The organism is Geobacillus thermoleovorans (assembly GCF_001610955.1).
Taxonomy (GTDB): domain Bacteria; phylum Bacillota; class Bacilli; order Bacillales; family Anoxybacillaceae; genus Geobacillus; species Geobacillus thermoleovorans.
The window spans coordinates 154,994-176,412 of sequence record NZ_CP014335.1 but is presented as its reverse complement, the minus strand read 5'-3'; the positions used below and the strand labels follow the sequence as shown (position 1 = coordinate 176,412).

Sequence of the window (21,419 nt, the reverse complement as noted above, 5' to 3'; positions counted from 1 at the left end):
ATCCCCCTTTACTTTTTCATCATGGTGTGCAGGCGAGAAAACAGCACTTGATACCATTTCCGTTTCCCAAGCTCCGGCACCATTGATGTGTGCACATGCTTCAGCTGCGTGTAAGCATCAAGTGAATATTTGCCCATCTCGCGCCCGATGCCGCTTTGTTTGTAGCCGCCAAACGGCGCGTCATTGCGAAGCATATGCCAGTCATTGATCCAGACGACGCCAGCCTGCAGGCGCCCGGCGATGGCGTACGCCTTGTTGACGTCTCGCGTCCAGACGCCGGCCGCAAGCCCGTAGATCGTGTCGTTGGCCATCGCCACCGCTTCTTCCACGTCATGATAGCGGATGATCGACAACACTGGACCGAAAATCTCTTCTTGAGCGATTTTCATGTCATTCGTGACATTCGAAAAAATCGTCGGCGCGACAAAATGGCCGCCTTCACAGCCGGGCACTTCGACTTCATGACCTCCGCATACAATGGTCGCACCTTCTTGCTTGCCGGCTTCAATATAGGAGAGCACTGTCTCTTTTTGCCGCTTGGAGATAACCGGCCCGACGTCGGTCGCCGGATCGAGCGGATGGCCGATTTGCAGCGTCTTCGTCAGGGCGACAAGCCGCTCGACCACTTCATCATGGAGCCGTTCAGGCACAAACAGCCTTGTTCCCGATTCGCACAACTGACCAGAGTGCAAAAAGACGCCAAACAAACTGCCGGGAACGGCAAGGTCCAAATCCGCATCTTCGAGCAAAATGTTCGGCGACTTGCCGCCAAGCTCAAGCGTAACGTTTTTCACCGTTTCCGCCGCCAACGCCATAATGCGGCGGCCGACTTCCGTCGAACCGGTGAACGCCACCTTGTCAACTTGCGGATGGCGGACAAGCGCCTCCCCGACATCGGCGCCGGGACCAGCCACCACGTTGATGACCCCCGGCGGCACGAAGGACGAAATGATTTCCGCCAGCTTCAGTGTCGACAGCGGTGTGTAGCTCGCCGGTTTCACGACGATCGTATTGCCCGCTGCCAGCGCCGGGGCGATTTTCCACGACGCGATCATGAGCGGCAAGTTCCATGGTGTGATCGCCGCGCAAACCCCGATCGGCTCGCGCCAAACAAAGTTATGCGCCGGTCCGGGAAACGGCGGAATCGGCAGTGTTTCCGAAAACGGGTACTCTTGGACGATGTTTGCCATCGTTTGGAATAGATCGACCGTCTGCAAAATATCGATCGAGCTGATGCGCCGGATCGTCCCTCCGCTTGAGATTGCTTCCAAATAGGCGAGCTCTTGAGCGTTGGCGGCAATGGCTTGGGCGATCGCATTCAGCACGCGCGCCCGTTCTTTCGGTTTCATTGCCTTCCAATCGGTCTCGTCAAACGCCTTGCGCGCCGCCTTCACCGCCCGGTCAACATCATCCGCTGTCGCCTTCGCGACAGTCGCCACCACCTCTCCGGTCGCCGGATTGTATACGTGAAACGTTTCCCCGCTCGTTGCCGGCTGCCATTGGCCGTCAATGAAGAGTGGAAAATGATGCACTTGCACATGAGTGGTCATGACGATTTCTCCCTTCCTTGTTTTCGACTCTCAACCTCTAGCCAACGTTTTCGCTTTCCTCAAGACCGAACAGCTCGTCAAACGGTTTCTCCTGCGCTTTTTTCAACACTTCCATCCTCGTTGCCAGTTGGCGAGCGGTGAAATTCATGATATCGGCATGGTGGTCGGGTCCGAAAATCGAATCGTGGGCCGCTGCTTCCAACCGCTTTGCCTTTTGGTAAAGCCGAAACGGGAACGAATCCTCCTGCAGCCCGCGGCTGCCTGTTGTGACCAACGGCTCGGCACGACGCACGCTCACCACTCCTTTTCCATTTTTCTTGAAATGTCGGCTGGTGTTGTACTTCTGGATAGATGAACGCGGGGACAACCAATCAATGTAAAGGCTTACAAATAGGCTGTTGCGACAATAGGCGGGTTGCTGGCAAAAAGGCAGGTTGTAAAAATGACCAAAATGTTATGAATAGTCAATCATTTTCCCTCATTCTAGCAACCTTCCCTTTCTTTCGTCAACAAAAAGCGAATGACATTTTCCGACAATAACGCTAAAAAAACAGAGGGGGTCACAACAGCATCGAGACCTCCTCTGCCACGGCCGTATATCCGCATCGAGCTGATTTGTTATTCAATCTCTCGCACTCCTCTTGAAAGCCAGCACCTCGTTAGGACAGCACCTACTCCGGTCATGCCCGCACTTTTCCGTATTCTTTCCGCAGTTCGCTCGCAATGATGTTGCGCTGGATTTCCGAGGTACCTTCGTAAATTTTCGTAATGCGGGCATCGCGGAAGTAACGTTCGATCGGGTAGTCTTTCATGTAGCCGAGGCCGCCGTGGATTTGCACGGCCATGTCAGCGATTTTGTTGTACACTTCCGAACCGAACAGCTTGGCGATGGCCGCTTCTTTGACGACGCGCATCTTTTGGTCGACCATCCAGGCGACGCGGTAGACGGTCGAACGCAGCACTTCGATCAACATGCTCATTTCCGCCAGCATATGCTGGATCGCTTGCTGCTCGATAATCGGCTTGCCGAACTGTTCACGCTGTTCGGCGTATTCCATGCAGTATTCCAAGAGGCGGATGCACGAGCCGAGGTTGCGCGCGGCAAGACCAGCACGGCCGTTCGCTAAAATCTTCAAGGCGTTGACATACCCTTCGCCTTCTCTCCCGAGCACGTTTTCGGCCGGCACTTCCAAGTTGTCAAAAAACAGCTCAGCCGAATGCGATCCGCGCAGCCCCATTTTCCGCTCGACTTTTCCGACGATAAAGCCGGGAAAATCTTTTTCTACGATAAAGGACGTGATGCCTTTCGGGCCTTTCGACGGATCGGTGACTGCCATGACGGTAAACACATGGGCGTCGACAGCGTTCGTAATATAATGTTTCGAGCCGTTAATGATGTAGCGGTCGCCTTTGCGGACGGCGGTCGTTTTGATCGCAGCGGCGTTTGATCCGGCGCTGGGCTCAGTGAGAGCAAAAGCGCCGATCCATTCGCCCGTCGCCATCTTTGGCAAATAGCGCTGCTTTTGTTCTTCCGTGCCGAGCTCAACGATGCCGACGGTGCCGATGCCGGTATGGGCGCCGATTAACGTCGTATAGCCGTTATGCGTTTTGCCGAGCTCTTCGTAAATGGCGCATTTGCCGACCATTGACAAACCGAGGCCTCCGTACTCTTCCGGAATGCTTAATCCAAACAGCCCCATTTCTTTCGACTTTTCAATGATATCTTGCGGAATCTGGTCATTTTCCTCAATATCCATCGCCACCGGTTCGACAACTTCTCTCACAAACTTGCGGACGTTTTCTTTTAAAAATTCAATCTCGGCTGGCAGCGTGAAATCCATCTTCTTCCCCTCCCCATGATTGAATTCCATATTTTTGCGCCTTGCGCACGAGTGTCGACGCATCGACACCAAGCAGTTTCGCAGCCCGCCGATACGTCTTCGCCTTGTGAAGCGCCTTGATGATCAGCTGGCGCTCGACCTCAGCCGTTGCCTGTTTGAGCGGGATGATCTCTCCGACCGCCACCGGGCTCGCAGCTGGCTCCGGTTCAAGGTGGAGCCATTTCGCCACTTGGTGTTCGTCAATGACTGGGGAAACGGCGGTCACAAACATACGTTCTACAGCATTAACGAGCTCTCGAACGTTGCCGGGCCAGTGATAGTCCATCATCGCCGCCAGCGCTCCGTCGGTAAAGACAAGCGGTTTTTGATACTTTTCCGCAAACCGCTTTCGGTAATGGTCAACCAAGAGCGGAATATCTTCTTTCCGGTCGCGCAGCGGCGGAATGGCAATCGGCATCACGTTCAGCCGGTAAAACAAATCAGCGCGAAACTGCCCAGCGGCAACAAGCTCCTCAAGCGGCTTGTTCGTCGCGGCGATGACACGCACATTGATCCGCTTCGGCGCCTCCGCCCCCAACCTCATGATTTCCATCGACTGCAACACGCGAAGGAGCTTCACTTGCAGGTGAAGCGGAATTTCACTGATTTCATCGAGAAAAATCGTCCCGCCATCCGCCTGCTCGAAATAGCCTTTTTTCCCTTTCTTCGCCGCTCCGGTGAACGCCCCCGGCTCGTAGCCGAACAGTTCAGACTCCATCAACGTCTCGGGGATCGCCCCGCAATTCACTTTCACAAACGGTCGGGCGCGGCGGGCGCTTTGTTTCCAAATGTAGTTCGCCAATTCCTCTTTCCCGGTGCCCGACTCTCCGGTCAACAACAACGTCACATCGACAGCCGCCGCTTGGCGGGCGATATTGACAACATGCGCCATCGCTGGAGCGCGATAAATGAGATGATCTTCTTCCTGACGGCCCAACATATGAAGGAGCCGTTTCGTCTCCTCCAGTTCCGAGCGCAGCTGTTCCATCTCGGTCATATCTTTGACGTAGAGAACAACCCGCTCTGCCCGCCCATCTTCCTCGATGATCGGCACCGCGGAAACGATCCAAATATTTCCTGTTTCCATCCCCTGATGAAGCATCGAACAGGGCTGACGTCCATCAAGCGCCTGTCGAACGACCCGGTCAAGCGGGGCGGTCACCCGCTCTTGCTCCGTTCCTAGAAACAGCGCATCCCATTTTTTGTTTCGCCGTGTGATCATTCCACTGCGGTCCGTGATAGCGATGCCGTCGCTGGATGCCTCCATCACCGTTTGCAATTCATTGACGATGCGCTTGACGGTCTCAAGTTCGTTGGAGATAAATTCAATCTCGGAAATGTCTTGAAACACCCCGACCGCCCCAACGACCTTCCCCTCGTCGATAATTGGTGAGCGGTTTGTAATATAGACGCGCTTGCCGACGCGGTATTTTTCCGTATGCCCTTTGCCGGTGCGCACGACCTCGAGCAAGCCAGACGGGATCACGACATCGGTCAAAAACTTGCCGATGGCTTCTTCTTTCGTCGTCCGCGCCATTTTCTCAGCCGGTGGATTGATCGATGTAATCCGTCCTTTTGCATCGATCGATAAAATGCCGTTATGGGCGGCGTTGAAAATGGCATCCAAATGTTTTAAGCGGAGTTGTGCCACCTTCGCATATGCCGTCAAATGCTGCTCTTTCGTCAACACACCGACAAGGCGTCCGCTCTCATCGACAACGGGGCGGAGCGGACCGCCGCCAAACTCGATCACTTCCACACGGTCGTGAATGGAAAGCGGCGGCAGCGACGGGCGCATCACCTCACGCACAGTTGTTTTCCCTTGGACAAGACCGAACAACACGTCTTTGACCGCCACCACGCCGACGATTTCCTCACTGCAACGGCATACGACCATCCCATCAAGTCCATATTCAACGAATGTCCGAGCCGCTTCATCAAGGGAATCGCTTTCAAAAATTACTGCCTTTGCCTTCACCATGATGTCTCCGACCATCATTGCCATTTCCTCTCCCACCGTTCCGCCTTATTTTCTACTCAAGCAATTTTTGTGCCAAAAAAGTTCCCGCTATTCAGAAAAAACAAACCCCTAGAAGGCTGGTGAAAAACAACGGATTCGCTCGGTTTGTGAGAAATCGTAAGGAAGGAGGTTATGGTGTTGCAAGGTTTTTCAATTTGAGAAACACTGTTGGAGAGCAGCATTTCCCCTTAAATCACCAACCTTCTAAAATTCATCTTACTTGATCGCTTGTTGCCAAACAACAACATATTGTTGCAATCTCGCAACAAACAGAACGAATTTGTTGCAGTTCTGCCGTTATTCAGCTAAAAAATGTTGTTATTTCGCAACACTCATTAGTCACTTCTTTGCAACTATATAGATGCAACAAAGAAGTTTAACATATCCTTGACAGAAAAGTGGTTTGCCCATTTTCGACTGTCGAAGGCAAGCGTGTGGCTTGCCTCCGTCACGCCTTAGCGTGACGGAAGACCGAACAACGACTCGCTTCACAGACCCATTCATGGGTCTGGAAGCGGCGTTGTTCGGTCACTCGACAGTCGGATGCAATGACCGGCAAAGACGAAAAATGTTAAAGCTTTAAATTGCATCTATATAAAATTGATTCCCATTTTCAAAAAATCATTGTTTTTTTCATTGGATGCGCTATAATAATATTGATATTGATTCTCATTTTCTTGATCCGGAAGGAGGTGGCCTCATGGTCCGCCTATACGCCGAGGAGTTGACCGTCCGCTACGATGACCGGACGATTTTCGAACGCTTGTCCGTCCGCATTCCCGACCGACAAATCACAGCCATTATTGGACCAAACGGATGCGGAAAATCGACGCTGCTCAAGACGTTGACGCGCATCATTTCCCCGCAGTCCGGCGCCGTCATTTTGGACGGCCGGGCCATTTCGCAACAGCCAACGAAAGAACTGGCGAAAAAAATAGCTATTTTGCCGCAGACGCCGGAAGCGACAAGCGGATTGACCGTCGCTGAGCTCGTCTCGTACGGCCGCTTCCCTTATCAAAGAGGATGGGGCCGCCTAACGAAACAAGATTACGAAGCAATCGACTGGGCGCTTGCCGTAACGAAAACAGCCGATTTGAAACACCGGCCGGTTGACGCCCTCTCCGGCGGACAGCGGCAGCGCGTCTGGATCGCCATGGCGCTCGCTCAAGAGACGGACATCATCTTTTTGGACGAACCGACGACGTATTTGGACATCGCCCACCAGCTCGAGGTGCTCGAGCTGCTTGAACGGCTGAACCAAGAAGAAGGGCGGACAATTGTGATGGTGCTCCATGACATTAACCAAGCGGCGCGGTTTTCCGACTATGTGATCGCCATGAAGGCGGGCACGATCGTCAAAGCCGGGCCGAGCGAAGACGTCATTTGCCGCGATGTGCTTCGCGACGTGTTTGGCATTGACGCTGACATCGGCCGCGACCCGCGGACGAACAAACCGATTTGCTTCACTTATCAACTGCTTAGGGAGGCTTGATTCGTCATGAGGAAAACATGGCTTTCCTTGCTGCTTCTTTTGGCGCTTGTGCTAAGCGCCTGCGGCAACGCGGCGGACGACAACAAGAACAGCAGCGCTTCACCAAAAGAAAAAAAGCCGGAAACGATTACATACCAATCGGAAAACGGACCGGTGGAAGTACCGGCTGATCCAAAACGCGTCGTCGTCTTATCGACGTTTGCTGGGCATGTGCTGGCCTTGGACGTCCCCATTGTTGGCGTGGATTCGTGGTCGAAAATGAGCCCGCTTTTTCAGGACAAACTGAAAGACGCACAAGTGGTGACAGACGAAGACATTGAAAAAATTATGGCGTTAAAACCGGACTTAATTATCGGATTATCCAATACGAAAAACGTCGATAAATTAAGCAAAATCGCCCCGACCGTCACGTTTACATACGGAAAGGTCGATTATTTAACACAGTTTCTAGAGATTGGTAAACTGTTAAATAAAGAAAAAGAAGCGAAAGCATGGATTGACGACTTCAAACAACGGGCGCAACAAGCCGGGGAAGAAATCCGGGCGAAAATTGGCGAAAACGCAACGGTCACCGTAGCCGAAAACTTTGATAAGCAGCTGTATGTGTTCGGCAACAATTGGGCGCGCGGCACAGAAATTTTGTATCAAGAAATGAAGCTGAAAATGCCAAAAGCGGTCGAAGAGCAGGCGCTCAAACCGGGCTACTATGCCGTTTCCCTTGAAGCGCTGCCGCAGTTTGTCGGCGATTACCTCATCTTAAGCAAAAACGGCGACGGCGATACATCGTTTATGGAAACGAACACGTTTAAAAACATCCCTGCTGTCAAAAACGGCCGTATGTTCGTCGCTGATGCCAAGGCGTTTTATTTCAATGACCCGATTACGTTAGACTACCAGCTCGATTTCTTTAAAAAGCATTTTTTAGGCCAATAATGACGAGACGGGGCGTTCACGGACAGTGAATGTCCCGTCCTTTCTTGTGAAAAGGAGGAAACCGCCGATGGAAGCAAACCGCCGGCTATGGCCGTTTCGTTATACGTTTCTCTTCTCTCTTATCCTGCTGATGGCCATCTGGTTCGGATCCATGGCCATCGGCGTCGCTGATACGACTGGAGTGACGTATGGCGCGCGCTCTTTTCCGATGAACAAGGTAAACAACTGGACTTGATTCGCGAGCTCCGTTTGCCTCGGGAAACCGCGGCGGCCTTTGTCGGCGCCGGACTCGCCGTCGCTGGGGCGATCATGCAAGGAATGACACGCAACCCGCTTGCTGACCCAGGACTGCTCGGCTTAACCGCTGGAGCGAACGCAGCGTTGGCCATAACGATGGCCTTTTTTCCTTCCGCCCATTATCTCGCAATCACCATCGCCTGTTTGCTTGGGGCGGCTGTGGGAGCAGGGACGGTCTTTGGCATCGGCGCCGCCCGCAAAGGCGGCTTTTCTCCATTGCGCATCGTCCTAGCCGGCTCGGCGGTCTCAGCGCTTTTGTTTGCCGTCGCTGAAGGAGTTGGCCTTTATTTTCATATTTCCAAAGACGTTTCGATGTGGACATCGGGCGGGGTAGCCGGAACGTCGTGGAAACAGCTGTCAGTCATCATTCCGCTCATCGTGATCGGGCTCGCCATTGCCGTATGGTATTCGCGGCAGCTGACGATTCTTAGCTTGAGCGAAGACGTCGCCGTTGGCGTCGGACAAAAAACAACAGCCGTCAAAACGTGGCTGTTTTCCGCTGTGTTTTTATTAACAGGAGCATCGGTCGCCATCGCCGGCAACATCACCTTCATCGGCTTGATGATCCCTCATCTTGTGCGCGCAATCGCCGGCGCCGATTACCGATTTATCATCCCGCTGTCGGCCACGGTCGGCGCGACCGGCATGATCGTCGCTGATACGGCGGCCCGCACGGTCAATGCCCCATTTGAAACGCCAGTGGCAGCCATCGTTGCGGTGATCGGCTTGCCGTTTTTCCTGTTTGTCGTGCGGAAAAAAGGGAGGGGCTTTGAATGAGAATGCGCATCACAGCAGTGTTAGGCATGCTTTTGTTGCTTATTGCCGCAACAGCCGCCATCGCGTTGGGCACCGGCGAAGCGCCGCTCTCGTACGGACGCATCGCGCCGACACTGTTCGGCTACGGTTCGATGCAAGAAGCGTTTATTTTGTTTTCTCTCCGCCTGCCGCGCATCGTGATTACGTTGCTCGCCGGGATGGCGCTCGCCTTGTCGGGAGCGATGCTGCAAGGCACCACCCGAAATGAGCTCGCCGATCCGGGCATATTGGGCATCAACGCCGGTGCCGGCGCAGGCGTCGCTATATTCTTTTTATTTTTCCCTATTGAAGCCGGGACGTTCCTTTATGCTCTGCCGCTCGTCGCCTTAGTGGGAGCACTGTTGACGGCGGCGGCCATGTACGCCGTTTCCTACCATCAAACAACCGGGCTGCAGCCGGTATCGTTCGTCCTGACCGGGGTCGGGTTTTCGATGGCGCTCTCCGGGCTCATGATCATCCTCATTTCCGCCGCGGACCGAACGAAAGTCGACTTTATCGCCAGATGGCTTTCCGGAAACATTTGGGGCGATGATTGGCCGTTTATTTGGGCGATGCTGCCGTGGCTTGTCATCGGTGCATTGATCGGTCTATATCGGGCGAAACGGCTAAACCTTTTGTATTTAGGCGATCCGGTCGCCATCGGCGTCGGCGTTCATGTTCGCCGCGAGCGGCTCGTACTGATGGCCACAGCGGTCGCCGTCGCTGCAGCGGCCGTCGCTGTAACCGGGGGCATCTCTTTTATCGGCTTAATGGCGCCGCACATCGCCAAAATGATCGTCGGCCCGCGCCATGAGCGAGCCATTCCGGCAGCGATGCTCATCGGCGGCTGGCTGCTGCTTGCCGCTGACACGATCGGGCGAAACGTTCTCGCCGAACCGCTTCCGGCCGGAGTTGTTGTGTCATTCATCGGTGCACCATACTTCATTTATTTGTTATTGAAGCGTTGAACCTTTTGATGGCCATGAGACGGATCAAGGATGGCGGATAAGCTCGTTCAACTGCCTTCATCTTCATCTCTCTACTCCCGTTTCACTTTGAAACGGGAATTTTTCCGTTTGCGATGCGAAAAGGGCTGGCTCCAAGACCGAAAAACAGCCTTGGGCGCGCAGCCCTTTTTGGCAAAACCATTCCTTAAAATGCCGGAATTAAGAAGCCCGGCGCCGCTTCCAAAAGCGGACAGCTCCAATCAAAATGATCGCAGCAATAATGACATACACCACTTCGGCGTACATCCCAATCACTTCGGATACTTTCCCCCACGACTCACCGAGCGCCGCCCCGATCGAGATTAAAATCGTATTCCAAATGAGCGTGCCCAGCACCGACAGCCAGACAAACAGCCCTATATTCATCTTCGCCATGCCCGCCGGGATGGAAATCAAGCTGCGTACAAGCGGAACCATGCGCCCGAAAAAAACGGCCCACACCCCATAGCGGTGAAACGTCAGGTTCGCCTTGGCGATGTCTTCCGGCTTCACCCGCAGCCATCCGCCCCAACGGTCAACGATCCGCTCGAGCCGCTCAACCGACAACAGCCGGCCGATGCCGTACAGCACCAATGCCCCGGCAACCGAACCGGCGGTCGCCGCCGCAATAACGCCAGGCACCGTCAAAGACGTGTACGTCGTCATAAACCCGCCAAACGGCAAAATGACTTCCGACGGAATCGGCGGAAAGATATTTTCCAGCGCGATCATAAAAAAAATGCCGATATAGCCAAATTGCTCCATAAAATCAGTGATCCACGCCTGCATGGCGCCATTCTCTCCCTTCCGCACGGCTCATTGTATGTACGCATGTCTCTTTCCTCATAATGTATGTATATGATATGGTAGTACAAAAAAAGATCCTTTGCAAAAAAGAAAAGCAGCTTGCTTTCGCTCTCCCTTCGATATCACCGGCTTCATCGGCGTCTCGCAAACGAAAGGCCGCCCACCCCCAAGCAGATGAGGATGGACGGCACGTCCCCCTAGCAACAACCTTTCCATGATTATACCCAACCGCGGTAGCGAGCTGCTTCTGCTGTTTGGCGCAGCCCGATCATGTACGCCGCCATGCGCATATCCACACGGCGCGATTCCGCCAATTCATAGACGCGATGAAACGCGCTCGTCAATTTCTCTTTCAACTTCTCGACGACTTCCTCTTCCGTCCAATAATAGCCTTGGTTGTTTTGCACCCATTCAAAATAGGAAACCGTCACCCCGCCAGCGCTCGCCAGCACATCAGGCACCAATAGCACGCCCCGCTCCGTCAAGATTTTGGTCGCTTCCAGCGTCGTCGGGCCGTTGGCCGCCTCGACCACAATTTTAGCGCGAATATTCGCGGCATTGTCACGCGTAATTTGATTCGCTACCGCGGCCGGAACTAAAATATCACACTCTTTTTCCAGCAGCTCTTGATTGGTGATGACATTCTCAAACAGCGTTGTCACCGTGCCAAAACTGTCGCGGCGATCCAACAAATACGGAATATCCAGTCCGTTCGGGTCATACAACGCGCCATACGCATCGGAAATGCCAATGACGCGAGCTCCAGCTTCATGCAAAAACTTGGCCAAAAAGTTGCCTGCATTGCCGAATCCTTGAATAATGACCCGCGCCCCCTGCAACTCGATTCCCGCTTTTTTCGCTGCTTCTTCGATGCAAATCGTGACACCGAGCGCTGTCGCTTTTTCCCGGCCTTGGGAGCCGCCGAGCACAAGCGGCTTGCCGGTGATAAACCCAGGCGAGTCAAATTCGCGGATGCGGCTATATTCATCCATCATCCACGCCATAATTTGCGAGTTGGTAAACACGTCCGGCGCCGGGATATCTTTGGATGGCCCCACGATCTGGCTGATCGCCCGCACATAGCCGCGGCTGAGCCGCTCCAGCTCACCCATCGACATGTTCCGCGGGTCGCAGACGATGCCACCTTTGCCGCCGCCATACGGCAAGCCGACAATTCCGGCTTTGATCGTCATCCACATCGACAGCGCCTTGACTTCTTCCTCGGTGACATCCGGATGAAAACGAATGCCTCCCTTGGTCGGCCCTACGGCATCGCTATGCTGGGCGCGGTAGCCGGTAAACACTTTCACCGTTCCGTCATCCATACGGACGGGAATGCGTACGGTAAGGACGCGCAAAGGTTCTTTGAGCAGCTCATACATCTCCTCGCCGTAGCCAAGTTTGGCCAGCGCCTCTTTGATCACGCGCTGGGTGGAGAGAAACATATTTTCTTCCATCGTCTCATTCGCCTCTTTGACTCGATTTATGGACGGGACAAGACACTCGCAATCCGTTCGAACGCCCAATCCAATTCCTCTTTCGTAATGATGAGCGGCGGTGCGAAACGAATGACCGTCTCGTGCGTTTCCTTGCAAAGCAATCCTTGCTCTTTCAGCGCCTCACAGTACGGACGCGCCGGCACATGCAGCTCGACGCCGATAAATAAGCCGCGGCCGCGGATCTCTTTAATATCGTCGTTTCGGATTTGTTTTAGTTTCGAAAGGAAGTATTCGCCAAGCTCAAGCGAACGCTCCGCTAGACGCTCTTCTTCAATCACTTCGAGCGCCGCGATCGACACCGCACATGCAAGCGGATTGCCGCCAAACGTCGATCCGTGCGAACCGGGTTCAAACACCGACAAAATGTCGCGGTTGGCGACGACGCAAGAAATCGGGAACACCCCGCCGCCCAACGCTTTCCCTAAAATATACATATCGGGCACAACCTCTTCCCAGTCGCAGGCAAACAACTTCCCGGTCCGGCCGAGACCGGTTTGAATTTCGTCCGCGATGAACAGGACGTTGTTCGCTTTGCATACGTCATACGCCGCTTTTAAAAATCCTTGCGGTGGAATGCGGATGCCGGCTTCTCCTTGGATCGGTTCGACAAGAAACGCCGCCGTATTCGGTGTAATCGCCGCTTTCAACGCTTCGATGTCGCCGTACGGGATGATTTTCACTCCGGATAGCAGCGGTCCAAACCCGCGTTTATAAGCCGGTTCGGACGACAGCGACACGGCGGCAAGCGTCCGGCCGTGGAAGTTTCCTTCACAAACGATGATTTCGGCTTGGTTGTCCGGGACGCCTTTGACGTCATACGCCCAGCGGCGCGCCGCCTTGAGCGCCGTTTCCACCGCCTCGGCGCCCGTGTTCATCGGCAGCACCATCTCTTTTTTCGTCAACCGGCACACTTTTTCGTACCACGGGCCGAGCTGGTCGTTATGGAACGCGCGCGATGTGAGCGTCACCCGATCGGCTTGCTTTTTCAACGCTTCAATAATCTTCGGATGGCGATGGCCTTGGTTGACAGCGGAATAAGCGCTTAACATGTCCATATAGCGGTTGCCCTCTGGGTCTTTCACCCATACCCCTTCCGCTTCCGAAATGACAATCGGCAATGGATGATAATTTCGTGCTCCATATCGTTCCGTTTGTTCGATGAGCTGTTGCGATTTTGTCGTCATCAAAATCCCCCCTTTTTTCCTCACTCTCCACCTTCACGGACAACGTTTGCCTTCATCCGACGATTGACGGACCAACGTTCCATTACAGGAAAAGGGCGGCTGCGGCCGCCCCGCCATTAAAACATTTCCGATACGGTTTTCGCTTGCATATGGAGAATCAAATAGTCCGGGCCGCCAGCTTTCGAGTCGGTGCCTGACATGTTAAAGCCGCCAAACGGCTGATAGCCGACAATGGCCCCTGTGCAGCCGCGGTTGAAGTACAAGTTGCCAACATGGAACTCGTGCCGCGCTTTTTCGAGATTCGCCCGGTTGCGCGAAATGACGGCTCCTGTCAGACCGTATTCGGTGTTGTTCGCGATCTCAAGAGCATGGTCAAAGTCGCGCGCTTTCGCAAACGCCACGACCGGTCCGAAAATTTCCTCCTGCATGATGCGCGCGTTCGGGTCGACATCAGCAAACACTGTCGGCTGGATGAAGAAGCCCTTTGCATCGTCTCCTTCCCCGCCCGTCATGAGACGGCCTTCCTGTTTTCCGATCTCGATATATTCCATAATTTTGTTGTACGCGTTTTGGTCGATCACCGGCCCCATAAACGTCGCTTGCTCCGCCGGGTCGCCGACGTTAAGCTGCTTTGTCAGCTCGACGACGCGGCTGAGCACTTGATCATACACATCTTCGACGATGATCGCGCGCGAGCACGCCGAACATTTTTGCCCCGAAAAGCCAAACGCCGACGCGACAATCGATTGCGCCGCCAGTTCCAGGTCGGCTTCCTTGTCCACAACGATGGCGTCTTTGCCGCCCATTTCCGCGATGACCCGCTTCAGCCAAATTTGCCCTGGGTGCACTTTCGCTGCCCGCTCATAAATGCGGATGCCGACATCCCGTGATCCGGTGAAGCTGATAAATCTTGTGCGCGGATGGTCAACCAAATAGTCGCCGACTTCCGCGCCGCTGCCCGGGATATAGTTCAATACACCAGCCGGAAGCCCCGCTTCTTCCAACACTTCCACAAATTTATACGCCACGACCGGCGTTGCGCTCGCCGGTTTCAGCAGCACCGTATTGCCCGTCACAAGCGAAGCGACCGTTGTCCCCGCCATAATAGCAAACGGGAAGTTCCACGGTGAAATGACGACGCCGACGCCAAGCGGGATATAGAAAAAGCGGTTCGTTTCCCCCGGACGGCTTTCGACCGGAATGCCGTCTTTCAACTTCAACATTTGCCGGCCGTAATATTCCATAAAGTCAATCGCTTCCGCGGTATCGGCGTCCGCTTCGCGCCACGGTTTGCCTGCTTCTTTCACCAGCCAAGCGGAAAACTCGTGCTTGCGCCGGCGCACGATCGCCGCCGCCCTGAACAAAATATCGGCCCGCGCTTCCGGACTTGTCCGGCTCCAAGTGCGGAACGCCTCATCAGCGGTTTTCATCGCCCGCTCCGCCAGCTCTTTGTTCGCTTTCGCCACCCGGCCGACCACTTCCGTTTTGTTCGCCGGATTGATCGAAATGATTTTGTCCTCCGTCATCACCCGCTCGCCGCCGATCACAAGCGGATAATCGCGCCCAAGCTCCGATTCCACTTTTTTGAGCGCCGCTAAAAACGCCTCACGGTTTGCTTCTACGGTAAAGTCGGTGAGCGGTTCGTGTCTGTACGGCTGCACCATTTGGTCATCCTCCTTTTAAAGGCAAAAAAATTTTTCGTTATAAAACGGTTTCATAGTTATATTATGCAAATGATTATGGCTTTTTTCAATTGTTTTTACTTGGCGGCCTTGAGCTCCCCTTCTTCTGCGGCTAGGGGCTGAACCCGTTTTTTCGCCACAAGGTGGTAGTACCCGTAGCAAGCGAGCAAAAACGGAATGCCGCAGTAAAGCGCGATCCGTTGATCTGGGATAAAGGCCAGTCCGATGATCGTCGCCATATTCAACGCAAACGCGGCCAGCGGCACGAACGGATACAACGGCGTCCTGTATTTCAGATCGCGCACATCGCCGCCTTCGCGCAAAAACGCTTTCCGGCCGAAATAGCTTGACAGCGCGATGGAAGCCCACACCGTGACGGCGCCAAATCCGGCGATCGCCGTCAGCCAGACGTACACCGTATCTTCCGCATACACGCTGCACAACAGAGACAAGCAGCCGATGGCAATGCTGGCAATAAGCGCATTGATGGGCACGCCGCGTTTCGATAGCTTGCTGAAAAACGGAGTGACCATGCCTTGGCGCGACATCGACCAGAGGACGCGCGATGTCGCATATAAGCCCGAGTTGGCCACCGACAGCACCGCGGTAATGATGACAAAGTTCATGATATCGGCTGCATACGGAATGCCAATGTTGTCAAACACCTCAACAAACGGGCTTTCCACAACGCCGGCTTTCTCCCACGGAAACAAACCAGCCAGCACAAAAATGGCCAAAATAAAGAAGATCAAAATGCGCCATACGGTGTTGCGCAACGCAACCGGCACCGTTTTTTCCGGCTCGCGGCTTTCCCCTGCCGCCACGCCGACCAATTCCGTCCCCTGGAACGAAAAGTTCACGAGGATCATCGTCGTAAAGATCGCCCAAAACCCATTTGGAAACAAGCCCCCATGGTCTGTAAAGTTCGAGAAAAACGGAGCAGGTTGTCCATTTTTCATATGGATGACTCCGAACATCGCCGCCAGACCAAGAACAATAAAGGCGATCACCGTCAGCACCTTGATGCTCGAAAACCAAAACTCCACCTCGCCAAATCCTTTGACAGACAAGGCGTTGATCAAAAACAAGAGCAAAGCGAAGACCGCACAAAACACCCATGTCGGCACATCAGGAAACCATCGCTTCATCAAAATGCTGACCGTGAGCAGCTCGATGCCGACCGTCACCGACCAGTTCAGCCATGACAGCCAACCGATGCAATACCCCACTGCCGGCGAGATGAATTTCGTCGCATACGTCTGATACGACCCGGCATCAGGAATTCTCACGGCCAATTCTCCTAACGAAAGCATGGTCAAATACATAACCAATCCGCCAAAAAGATAAGCAACGACGGCCCCTCCTGGCCCCGCCTCATGAATCGTATAACCCGATCCTAAAAACAAACCGGTGCCGATCACTCCGCCTAGCGCGATCATAAATAAATGCCTGCTTTTTAGCTCTCGTTTCAGTTCTTGCACTGGTTGCATCCGAAAACTCTCCCCTCTCTATGATAGATTCCGCAATCGCTTACATTTTTATCAAACGAATAGCAACCTCCTTTTATGCAAAATTATTTTTCAATTTATAATGTATTACAACTTTATTATGAAATTATTTTTTTCTATTTTCAATATATTTAGCAAAAAATTTTTTCACATCTTTCTTTCCCTTCCTGTCTCCCGTCCACCTTATGCTATAATACAAAAAAGAGAGGTGCTGATCGTGAACCGGGATATGGAAACGCTTTTATCAATGTATGAGCAAATTCTCGAAATGATCGACCTTGGCGTCCATGCGGTCGATCAACATGGGAAAACCGTCATTTACAACCGGAAAATGCGGGACATCGAGGGTATGAACATCGAGGACGTGCTCGATAAAAACATTTTGGACGTCTTCCGCTTCAACCCGGAGCAGCCGAGCACATTGCTTGAAGCGCTGCGCACCGGTGAAAGCATTCTGAACAAGCAGCAAACCTATTTCAATAACAAAGGACAAGCCGTGACAACGGTCAATCAAACACACCCGCTGCAAAAAGACGGGCGCATCATCGGCGCCGTGGAAATCGCCAAAGACATCACCAAATTCCGCAAGCTGATCCAAGAGCACCACCAACGCGGTGAAGCCGGTCGCACGTTTGCAGACATCATCGGCCAAAGCGAAGCCATGCAAAAGGCCATCCGCCTTGCTCGTCATGCCGCCCGCTCCGAGGCGTCTGTGCTGCTCATTGGGGAGAAAGGGACAGGAAAAGACTTGCTCGCTTCCTGCATTCACCACGAAAGCGAACGGCGAGCTAAGCCGTTTTTTGCGCAAACGTGTTTGTCGCTTCCGGACGATTGGATGGAAACGATGCTGTTTGGCAGCGAAGAAGACGGCGAGATCCAGCCCGGCTTGTTTGAACAAGCGGACGGCGGCACCGTCCTGCTTGACGATATTGACTCGTTAAGCCTGCCGCTTCAACAAAAACTTGCCCGTTTCCTGCAAGAAAAACAGTTTGTCCGCGCCCATGGCCAAGAACCGGTTCGTGCGGACGTTCGCCTCATCGCCTCGACAAGCGGCGACCCGATTGACGCGGTCCAAAACGGAGAATTGATCAAATCGCTTTACTACCAAATTGCCGTCCACTGCATCGTCCTGCCGCCGTTGCGCGAACGGAAAGAGGACATTTTGCCGCTCGCTATCCATTTCATCCGTCAAGGCAACGAGCGCTATGGCCTACATGTCGAAGGACTCGGCGATGACGTGCAAGAGGCGTTTCTTGCTTACAGCTGGCCCGGCAACGTGCGCGAGCTTGAGGCCGTCATTTTGGAAACGATGGCGACGATGGAACAAGAACAAACCATCACCCTCGCCCATCTGCCTGCCCCTTTTCGAGCCAAGCTGGCGCCCGACGAAACGAAAACGGACTTTTTATTTGATACGGAAGACATTTTGCCTCTTGACAAATACATGGAAGAAGTCGAAATTTACTACATCCGCAAGGCGCTGCAGCATCACGGCTTCAACATCACCAAAACGGCCAAAGCGCTTGGTTTGAGCCGACAAAACTTGCAATACCGCATCCGCAAGTACCAGATTGATAAGGAATGGGGATGAAAAGGCGAAAAGCCTCAGCCAGCGGGACGGCAAAAAGGACAGGGGAGGTCGCTGTGGATGATCGACGCTCATATTCATCTCGACCAGTACACGGACATCGATGAACAAATCAACCGTTGGCAAGAAGCGGGCATCACCGGCGTCGTCGCCGTATCCACCGATTTGCGCTCCAGCTGCCGAACGCTCGAGTTGAAACAGCGATTCCCTTCCTTCGTCTACGCCGCCATCGGTTTTCATCCCGAGCAACCGCTGCCAAGCGAAGCCGATTGGAACGAATGGACAGAGCTTGTCAAGCAAGAGCGGCCGCTGCTCGCCGCCATCGGCGAAGTCGGGCTGCCATACTATTCAGCGGAAGCATGCGCCAAGCTGCCCGCGTATCAAGAACGATTAACCGAAATCGCGGCCATCGCCGCGGATGCCTCCTTGCCGCTCGCCCTTCACGCCGTCTACGACCGCGCCGAAACCGCCTTGGCCATCTTGCAGCAAGCTGGCGTCCGACAAGCCCATTTCCACTGGCTGAAGGCCGAGCCTGCCGTGGTCAAACAAATCGTCCAATGCGGCTACTACATCTCCATCACGCCGGAAGTGTGCTACCGCGAGCGCGACAAGCAGCTGTTATCCCTCGTTCCCATCGAGCAGCTGCTCCTTGAAACCGATGGCCCATGGCCGTTTGCAGGCCCGTTTGCCGGAAAACTGACGACGCCGTTATGGCTATTGGACTCCGCGCGAGCCGTGGCGGCACACTATGGCCGAGATATCGAACAAGTCAAAACCATGATCACGGCGAACACAAAACGGCTTTACGGTTGATCTTCCTTATCGTACGATGAAACCAAATCTACATCGAAATGAGGGAAACATGATGGATCATAATGAGCAAGTGCGCCAACAGCTGATCAAAAGCGTTTCCGGGCTGTCGGACGAACAGCTGAACACCCGAGTGGCGGACGGAAGTTGGACGATCGCCCAAGTGCTCGAACACCTGTACTTAATCGAAACATCGATCACATCCATGATCGCCCATACATTAAAGCATGGCGAGAGCCAACCGGTCGAGGAGAAACCGATCCACTTGACCGTTGATCGTTCGAAAAAAGTGGAGGCGCCTGATTTCGCCCGCCCGAGCGACCGCTTTTTCACTCGACACGAACTGGAAGAAAAATTACGCCAATCGCGGCAGCGGTTGCGCCAAATCACGGAGCAAGCCAACCCGGCTGACTTGGAAGCCAAATCGTTCCCGCATCCAATTTTTGGGCCACTGAATTTGAAGCAATGGGTGGAATTTGTCGGCTATCATGAACAGCGCCACCTCGCGCAAATGGAAGAAATCAAGGCACAGCTTCCGTGAGGAGCGGGCGGCTCATCAAGGAAAAAGCCGAGCAACGACCAGCCAAATCCCCGCCCTGCTCGGCTTACAACGATTTTCCATCTTCATGTGAACGCTCCACTGCCCCTGTCACAGCCATTGTTTTCACTTGCTTTAACGTCGCCACGATGAGAAAACTGACAATAACAAGCAAACACCACGAACTCACCTTCCCAAGATGAACAAGGCTCCACGCCTTCACCTGGTTTGGATATTGCCAAGCGCCAAAAAAGGTGGCGATGTTTTCCGCGATCCAGATGAAAAACCCGATCAGCAAAAAGGACAAAACAAGCGGCATCCGGTAGCGGACTCCCCCGACCTCATACGTCACCCATGACCGCCAAAAGACAAGCATGACGAGGCTTGAGAGCCACCAACGAACGTCCACCCAATAATGGTGGGTGAAAAAATTCAAGTAAATCGCCGAAGCGAGAGGAACGACCATCCAAAACGGCGGCCATTGCACCAACTCCACCTTCAGCCTTCGCCACGCCTGGCAAAGATAGCTGGCGACGCTCGCATACATAAACCCGCTGTACAAGGGCACGCCAAAGATTTTCGTATACCCCTCTTCCGGATACGACCACGAACCCATGCGCACTTTAAACAGCTCGAGCGCAAGTCCAATGACGTGGAACAAGGTGATCACTTTGAGTTCATCCCGCGTTTCCATCCCTGACCGCACCATCCACCATTGCATGAGCAGGCAAATGATGAGCAGCCAGTCATACCTCGGCAACAAAGGGAGCGGCGCGAGTTTCGTCAGCGCCAATGAGGCAAAAATAACAACCGGAAACACGCAAGACAACGCCTGCGCCCAACCGAAGCGAATGAGCTGCACAAACGCTTTGATCAGCCACGATTTTCTACAAAACTGGCGCACCCGGACTATCATCAGGCAAAACGGTGGGCATTCGTTCACCGCTGCCTCGTGTTTCTCCCCTTTCAAGCCGTCTCCTCCCTACTCACGGATTTGACTCCCCTTCATCACTTCGATACTCCAAAATGTCCCCGGGCTGGCAATCGAGCGCCTTGCAAATGGCTTCGAGCGTCGAGAAACGGATCGCCTTCGCCTTCCCGTTTTTCAAGATCGACAAATTCGCCATCGTGATCCCGACTCTCTCCGACAGCTCGGTGACGCTCATCTTCCGCTTCGCCAACATGACATCAAGATTCACGATAATCGGCATGTCATCCACCTCAAATGGTCAACTCATTTTCTTGTTTGATTTCAATCGCCTGCTGCAGCAGCTTTTGCAAAACCGCGGCGAACACAGCGATGACAAGCGACGCAAACGGCACAATCAGACCGACGAAAATGACACCCGGAGCGTCGTCTTTCTCGGCGAACAAGTAAAACAGCGGCAAGACAAGCAAATGCAGCCCGCTGATGGCGACGGCGCAATGTTTGATCGTCTTTAACGCTTTCACCGACGCCTCGGAAAACGCGTCGTTTCGGTCAATATACACTAACAACCGGAACGCCTGATACAAAGCGAAGTAGAACGGCAGTGCGGACGCCTCAAACACAAGATAAACAAAATACTTGATCCAAGGGAACGTTGGCACCAGCTTGACAGCCACCTTCGCAAGCGCAGGCACCAAAAATAGGCACAATGCCAAAACCGGAAGGCCGATCAACACTAAAGACGCCTTCAAAAACAACGTTTCCCGTTTCATCGAAACACCTCACTGACTCGTTTTCGACTTTATTGTAATGAACGTCTTATCGTTTATCAATAAATAATTGTTGATTTAAATTAAATTTTTTCTGCAAAACAGCAAAAAGAAAAGACGTCCCCACACGGGAACGCCCGACCATACCTATT

General features: G+C 53.5%; 18 protein-coding genes and 1 pseudogene. 7 read left to right on the top strand and 12 right to left on the bottom strand.

Annotation, left to right across the window (positions count from 1 at the left end; translation table 11 throughout):
- Positions 1 to 8: 8 nt before the first annotated feature.
- The 4 genes from GT3570_RS01010 to GT3570_RS00995 all read right to left on the bottom strand — a co-directional run bounded on the left by GT3570_RS01010 (position 9) and on the right by GT3570_RS00995 (position 5,435).
- Positions 9 to 1,550: an aldehyde dehydrogenase family protein gene (locus GT3570_RS01010; RefSeq protein WP_021322042.1), complete on the bottom strand. Its 1,542-nt coding sequence runs from the start codon at positions 1,548 to 1,550 to the stop codon at positions 9 to 11.
- 37 nt (positions 1,551 to 1,587) lie between these two features.
- Positions 1,588 to 1,842 (bottom strand): hypothetical protein, encoded by a 255-nt coding sequence (locus GT3570_RS01005; RefSeq protein WP_011229708.1) that lies wholly within the window; start codon positions 1,840 to 1,842, stop codon positions 1,588 to 1,590.
- Positions 1,843 to 2,230: 388 nt separating this feature from the next.
- On the bottom strand, positions 2,231 to 3,391 hold the full coding sequence (locus GT3570_RS01000) for an acyl-CoA dehydrogenase family protein (protein WP_011229707.1): 1,161 nt from the start codon (positions 3,389 to 3,391) through the stop codon (positions 2,231 to 2,233).
- On the bottom strand, positions 3,363 to 5,435 hold the full coding sequence (locus GT3570_RS00995) for a sigma-54-dependent Fis family transcriptional regulator (protein ID WP_062898309.1): 2,073 nt from the start codon (positions 5,433 to 5,435) through the stop codon (positions 3,363 to 3,365). Before GT3570_RS00995 ends, GT3570_RS01000 begins: the two co-directional genes overlap by 29 nt.
- A 715-nt stretch (positions 5,436 to 6,150) precedes the next feature.
- On the opposite strand from GT3570_RS00995, the gene GT3570_RS00990 reads away from it, so the two are divergent.
- From GT3570_RS00990 to GT3570_RS00975, 4 genes and pseudogenes are all read left to right on the top strand, one after another.
- Positions 6,151 to 6,942: an ABC transporter ATP-binding protein gene (locus GT3570_RS00990; RefSeq protein WP_062898308.1), complete on the top strand. Its 792-nt coding sequence runs from the start codon at positions 6,151 to 6,153 to the stop codon at positions 6,940 to 6,942.
- 6 nt (positions 6,943 to 6,948) lie between these two features.
- Entirely contained in the window at positions 6,949 to 7,875 is a 927-nt protein-coding gene (locus tag GT3570_RS00985; RefSeq protein ID WP_023633388.1) for an iron-hydroxamate ABC transporter substrate-binding protein, read from the top strand.
- A 67-nt stretch (positions 7,876 to 7,942) separates the two neighbouring features.
- A pseudogene (locus tag GT3570_RS00980) lies at positions 7,943 to 8,949 on the top strand (FecCD family ABC transporter permease).
- Positions 8,946 to 9,935 carry a FecCD family ABC transporter permease gene (locus GT3570_RS00975; RefSeq protein WP_014194645.1) on the top strand — a complete coding sequence of 330 codons (990 nt, stop codon included), beginning with the start codon at positions 8,946 to 8,948 and terminating at the stop codon, positions 9,933 to 9,935. Before GT3570_RS00980 ends, GT3570_RS00975 begins: the two are co-directional and overlap by 4 nt.
- Before the next feature lie 198 nt (positions 9,936 to 10,133).
- Here the strand turns inward: GT3570_RS00975 and GT3570_RS00970 are convergent, their stop codons facing one another.
- The 5 genes from GT3570_RS00970 to GT3570_RS00950 form a co-directional block, all read right to left on the bottom strand.
- The gene (locus GT3570_RS00970) at positions 10,134 to 10,742 is read right to left on the bottom strand and encodes a DedA family protein (protein ID WP_011229700.1); all 609 of its coding nucleotides are present in this window, start codon (positions 10,740 to 10,742) and stop codon (positions 10,134 to 10,136) included.
- Between the two features lie 236 nt (positions 10,743 to 10,978).
- Positions 10,979 to 12,217 carry a Glu/Leu/Phe/Val family dehydrogenase gene (locus GT3570_RS00965; RefSeq protein ID WP_062898307.1) on the bottom strand — a complete coding sequence of 413 codons (1,239 nt, stop codon included), beginning with the start codon at positions 12,215 to 12,217 and terminating at the stop codon, positions 10,979 to 10,981.
- A gap of 26 nt (positions 12,218 to 12,243) precedes the next feature.
- On the bottom strand, positions 12,244 to 13,443 hold the full coding sequence (locus GT3570_RS00960) for an ornithine--oxo-acid transaminase (RefSeq protein WP_021322046.1): 1,200 nt from the start codon (positions 13,441 to 13,443) through the stop codon (positions 12,244 to 12,246).
- A gap of 116 nt (positions 13,444 to 13,559) precedes the next feature.
- Positions 13,560 to 15,107, bottom strand: coding sequence for an L-glutamate gamma-semialdehyde dehydrogenase (gene pruA, locus GT3570_RS00955; RefSeq protein ID WP_011229697.1), 1,548 nt, complete (start codon positions 15,105 to 15,107; stop codon positions 13,560 to 13,562).
- Between the two features lie 95 nt (positions 15,108 to 15,202).
- The gene (locus tag GT3570_RS00950) at positions 15,203 to 16,615 is read right to left on the bottom strand and encodes an amino acid permease (RefSeq protein WP_011229696.1); all 1,413 of its coding nucleotides are present in this window, start codon (positions 16,613 to 16,615) and stop codon (positions 15,203 to 15,205) included.
- Positions 16,616 to 16,850: 235 nt separating this feature from the next.
- On the opposite strand from GT3570_RS00950, the gene GT3570_RS00945 reads away from it, so the two are divergent.
- From GT3570_RS00945 to GT3570_RS00935, 3 genes are read left to right on the top strand one after another with little or no spacing between them, the layout of a single operon-like run.
- Positions 16,851 to 18,224 (top strand): sigma-54 interaction domain-containing protein, encoded by a 1,374-nt coding sequence (locus tag GT3570_RS00945; protein WP_011229695.1) that lies wholly within the window; start codon positions 16,851 to 16,853, stop codon positions 18,222 to 18,224.
- Between the two features lie 57 nt (positions 18,225 to 18,281).
- Entirely contained in the window at positions 18,282 to 19,034 is a 753-nt protein-coding gene (locus GT3570_RS00940) for a TatD family hydrolase (protein WP_062898306.1), read from the top strand.
- Positions 19,035 to 19,083: 49 nt separating this feature from the next.
- On the top strand, positions 19,084 to 19,572 hold the full coding sequence (locus GT3570_RS00935) for a DinB family protein (RefSeq protein ID WP_062898305.1): 489 nt from the start codon (positions 19,084 to 19,086) through the stop codon (positions 19,570 to 19,572).
- Between the two features lie 64 nt (positions 19,573 to 19,636).
- Here GT3570_RS00935 and GT3570_RS00930 read toward each other — a convergent pair whose 3' ends face one another.
- From GT3570_RS00930 to GT3570_RS00920, 3 genes are read right to left on the bottom strand one after another with little or no spacing between them, the layout of a single operon-like run.
- The gene (locus GT3570_RS00930) at positions 19,637 to 20,539 is read right to left on the bottom strand and encodes a DUF817 domain-containing protein (protein ID WP_208854675.1); all 903 of its coding nucleotides are present in this window, start codon (positions 20,537 to 20,539) and stop codon (positions 19,637 to 19,639) included.
- A 16-nt stretch (positions 20,540 to 20,555) separates the two neighbouring features.
- On the bottom strand, positions 20,556 to 20,780 hold the full coding sequence (locus GT3570_RS00925) for a helix-turn-helix domain-containing protein (RefSeq protein ID WP_013144000.1): 225 nt from the start codon (positions 20,778 to 20,780) through the stop codon (positions 20,556 to 20,558).
- Between the two features lie 10 nt (positions 20,781 to 20,790).
- Positions 20,791 to 21,270: a DUF2975 domain-containing protein gene (locus GT3570_RS00920; RefSeq protein ID WP_011229691.1), complete on the bottom strand. Its 480-nt coding sequence runs from the start codon at positions 21,268 to 21,270 to the stop codon at positions 20,791 to 20,793.
- Positions 21,271 to 21,419: the final 149 nt, after the last annotated feature.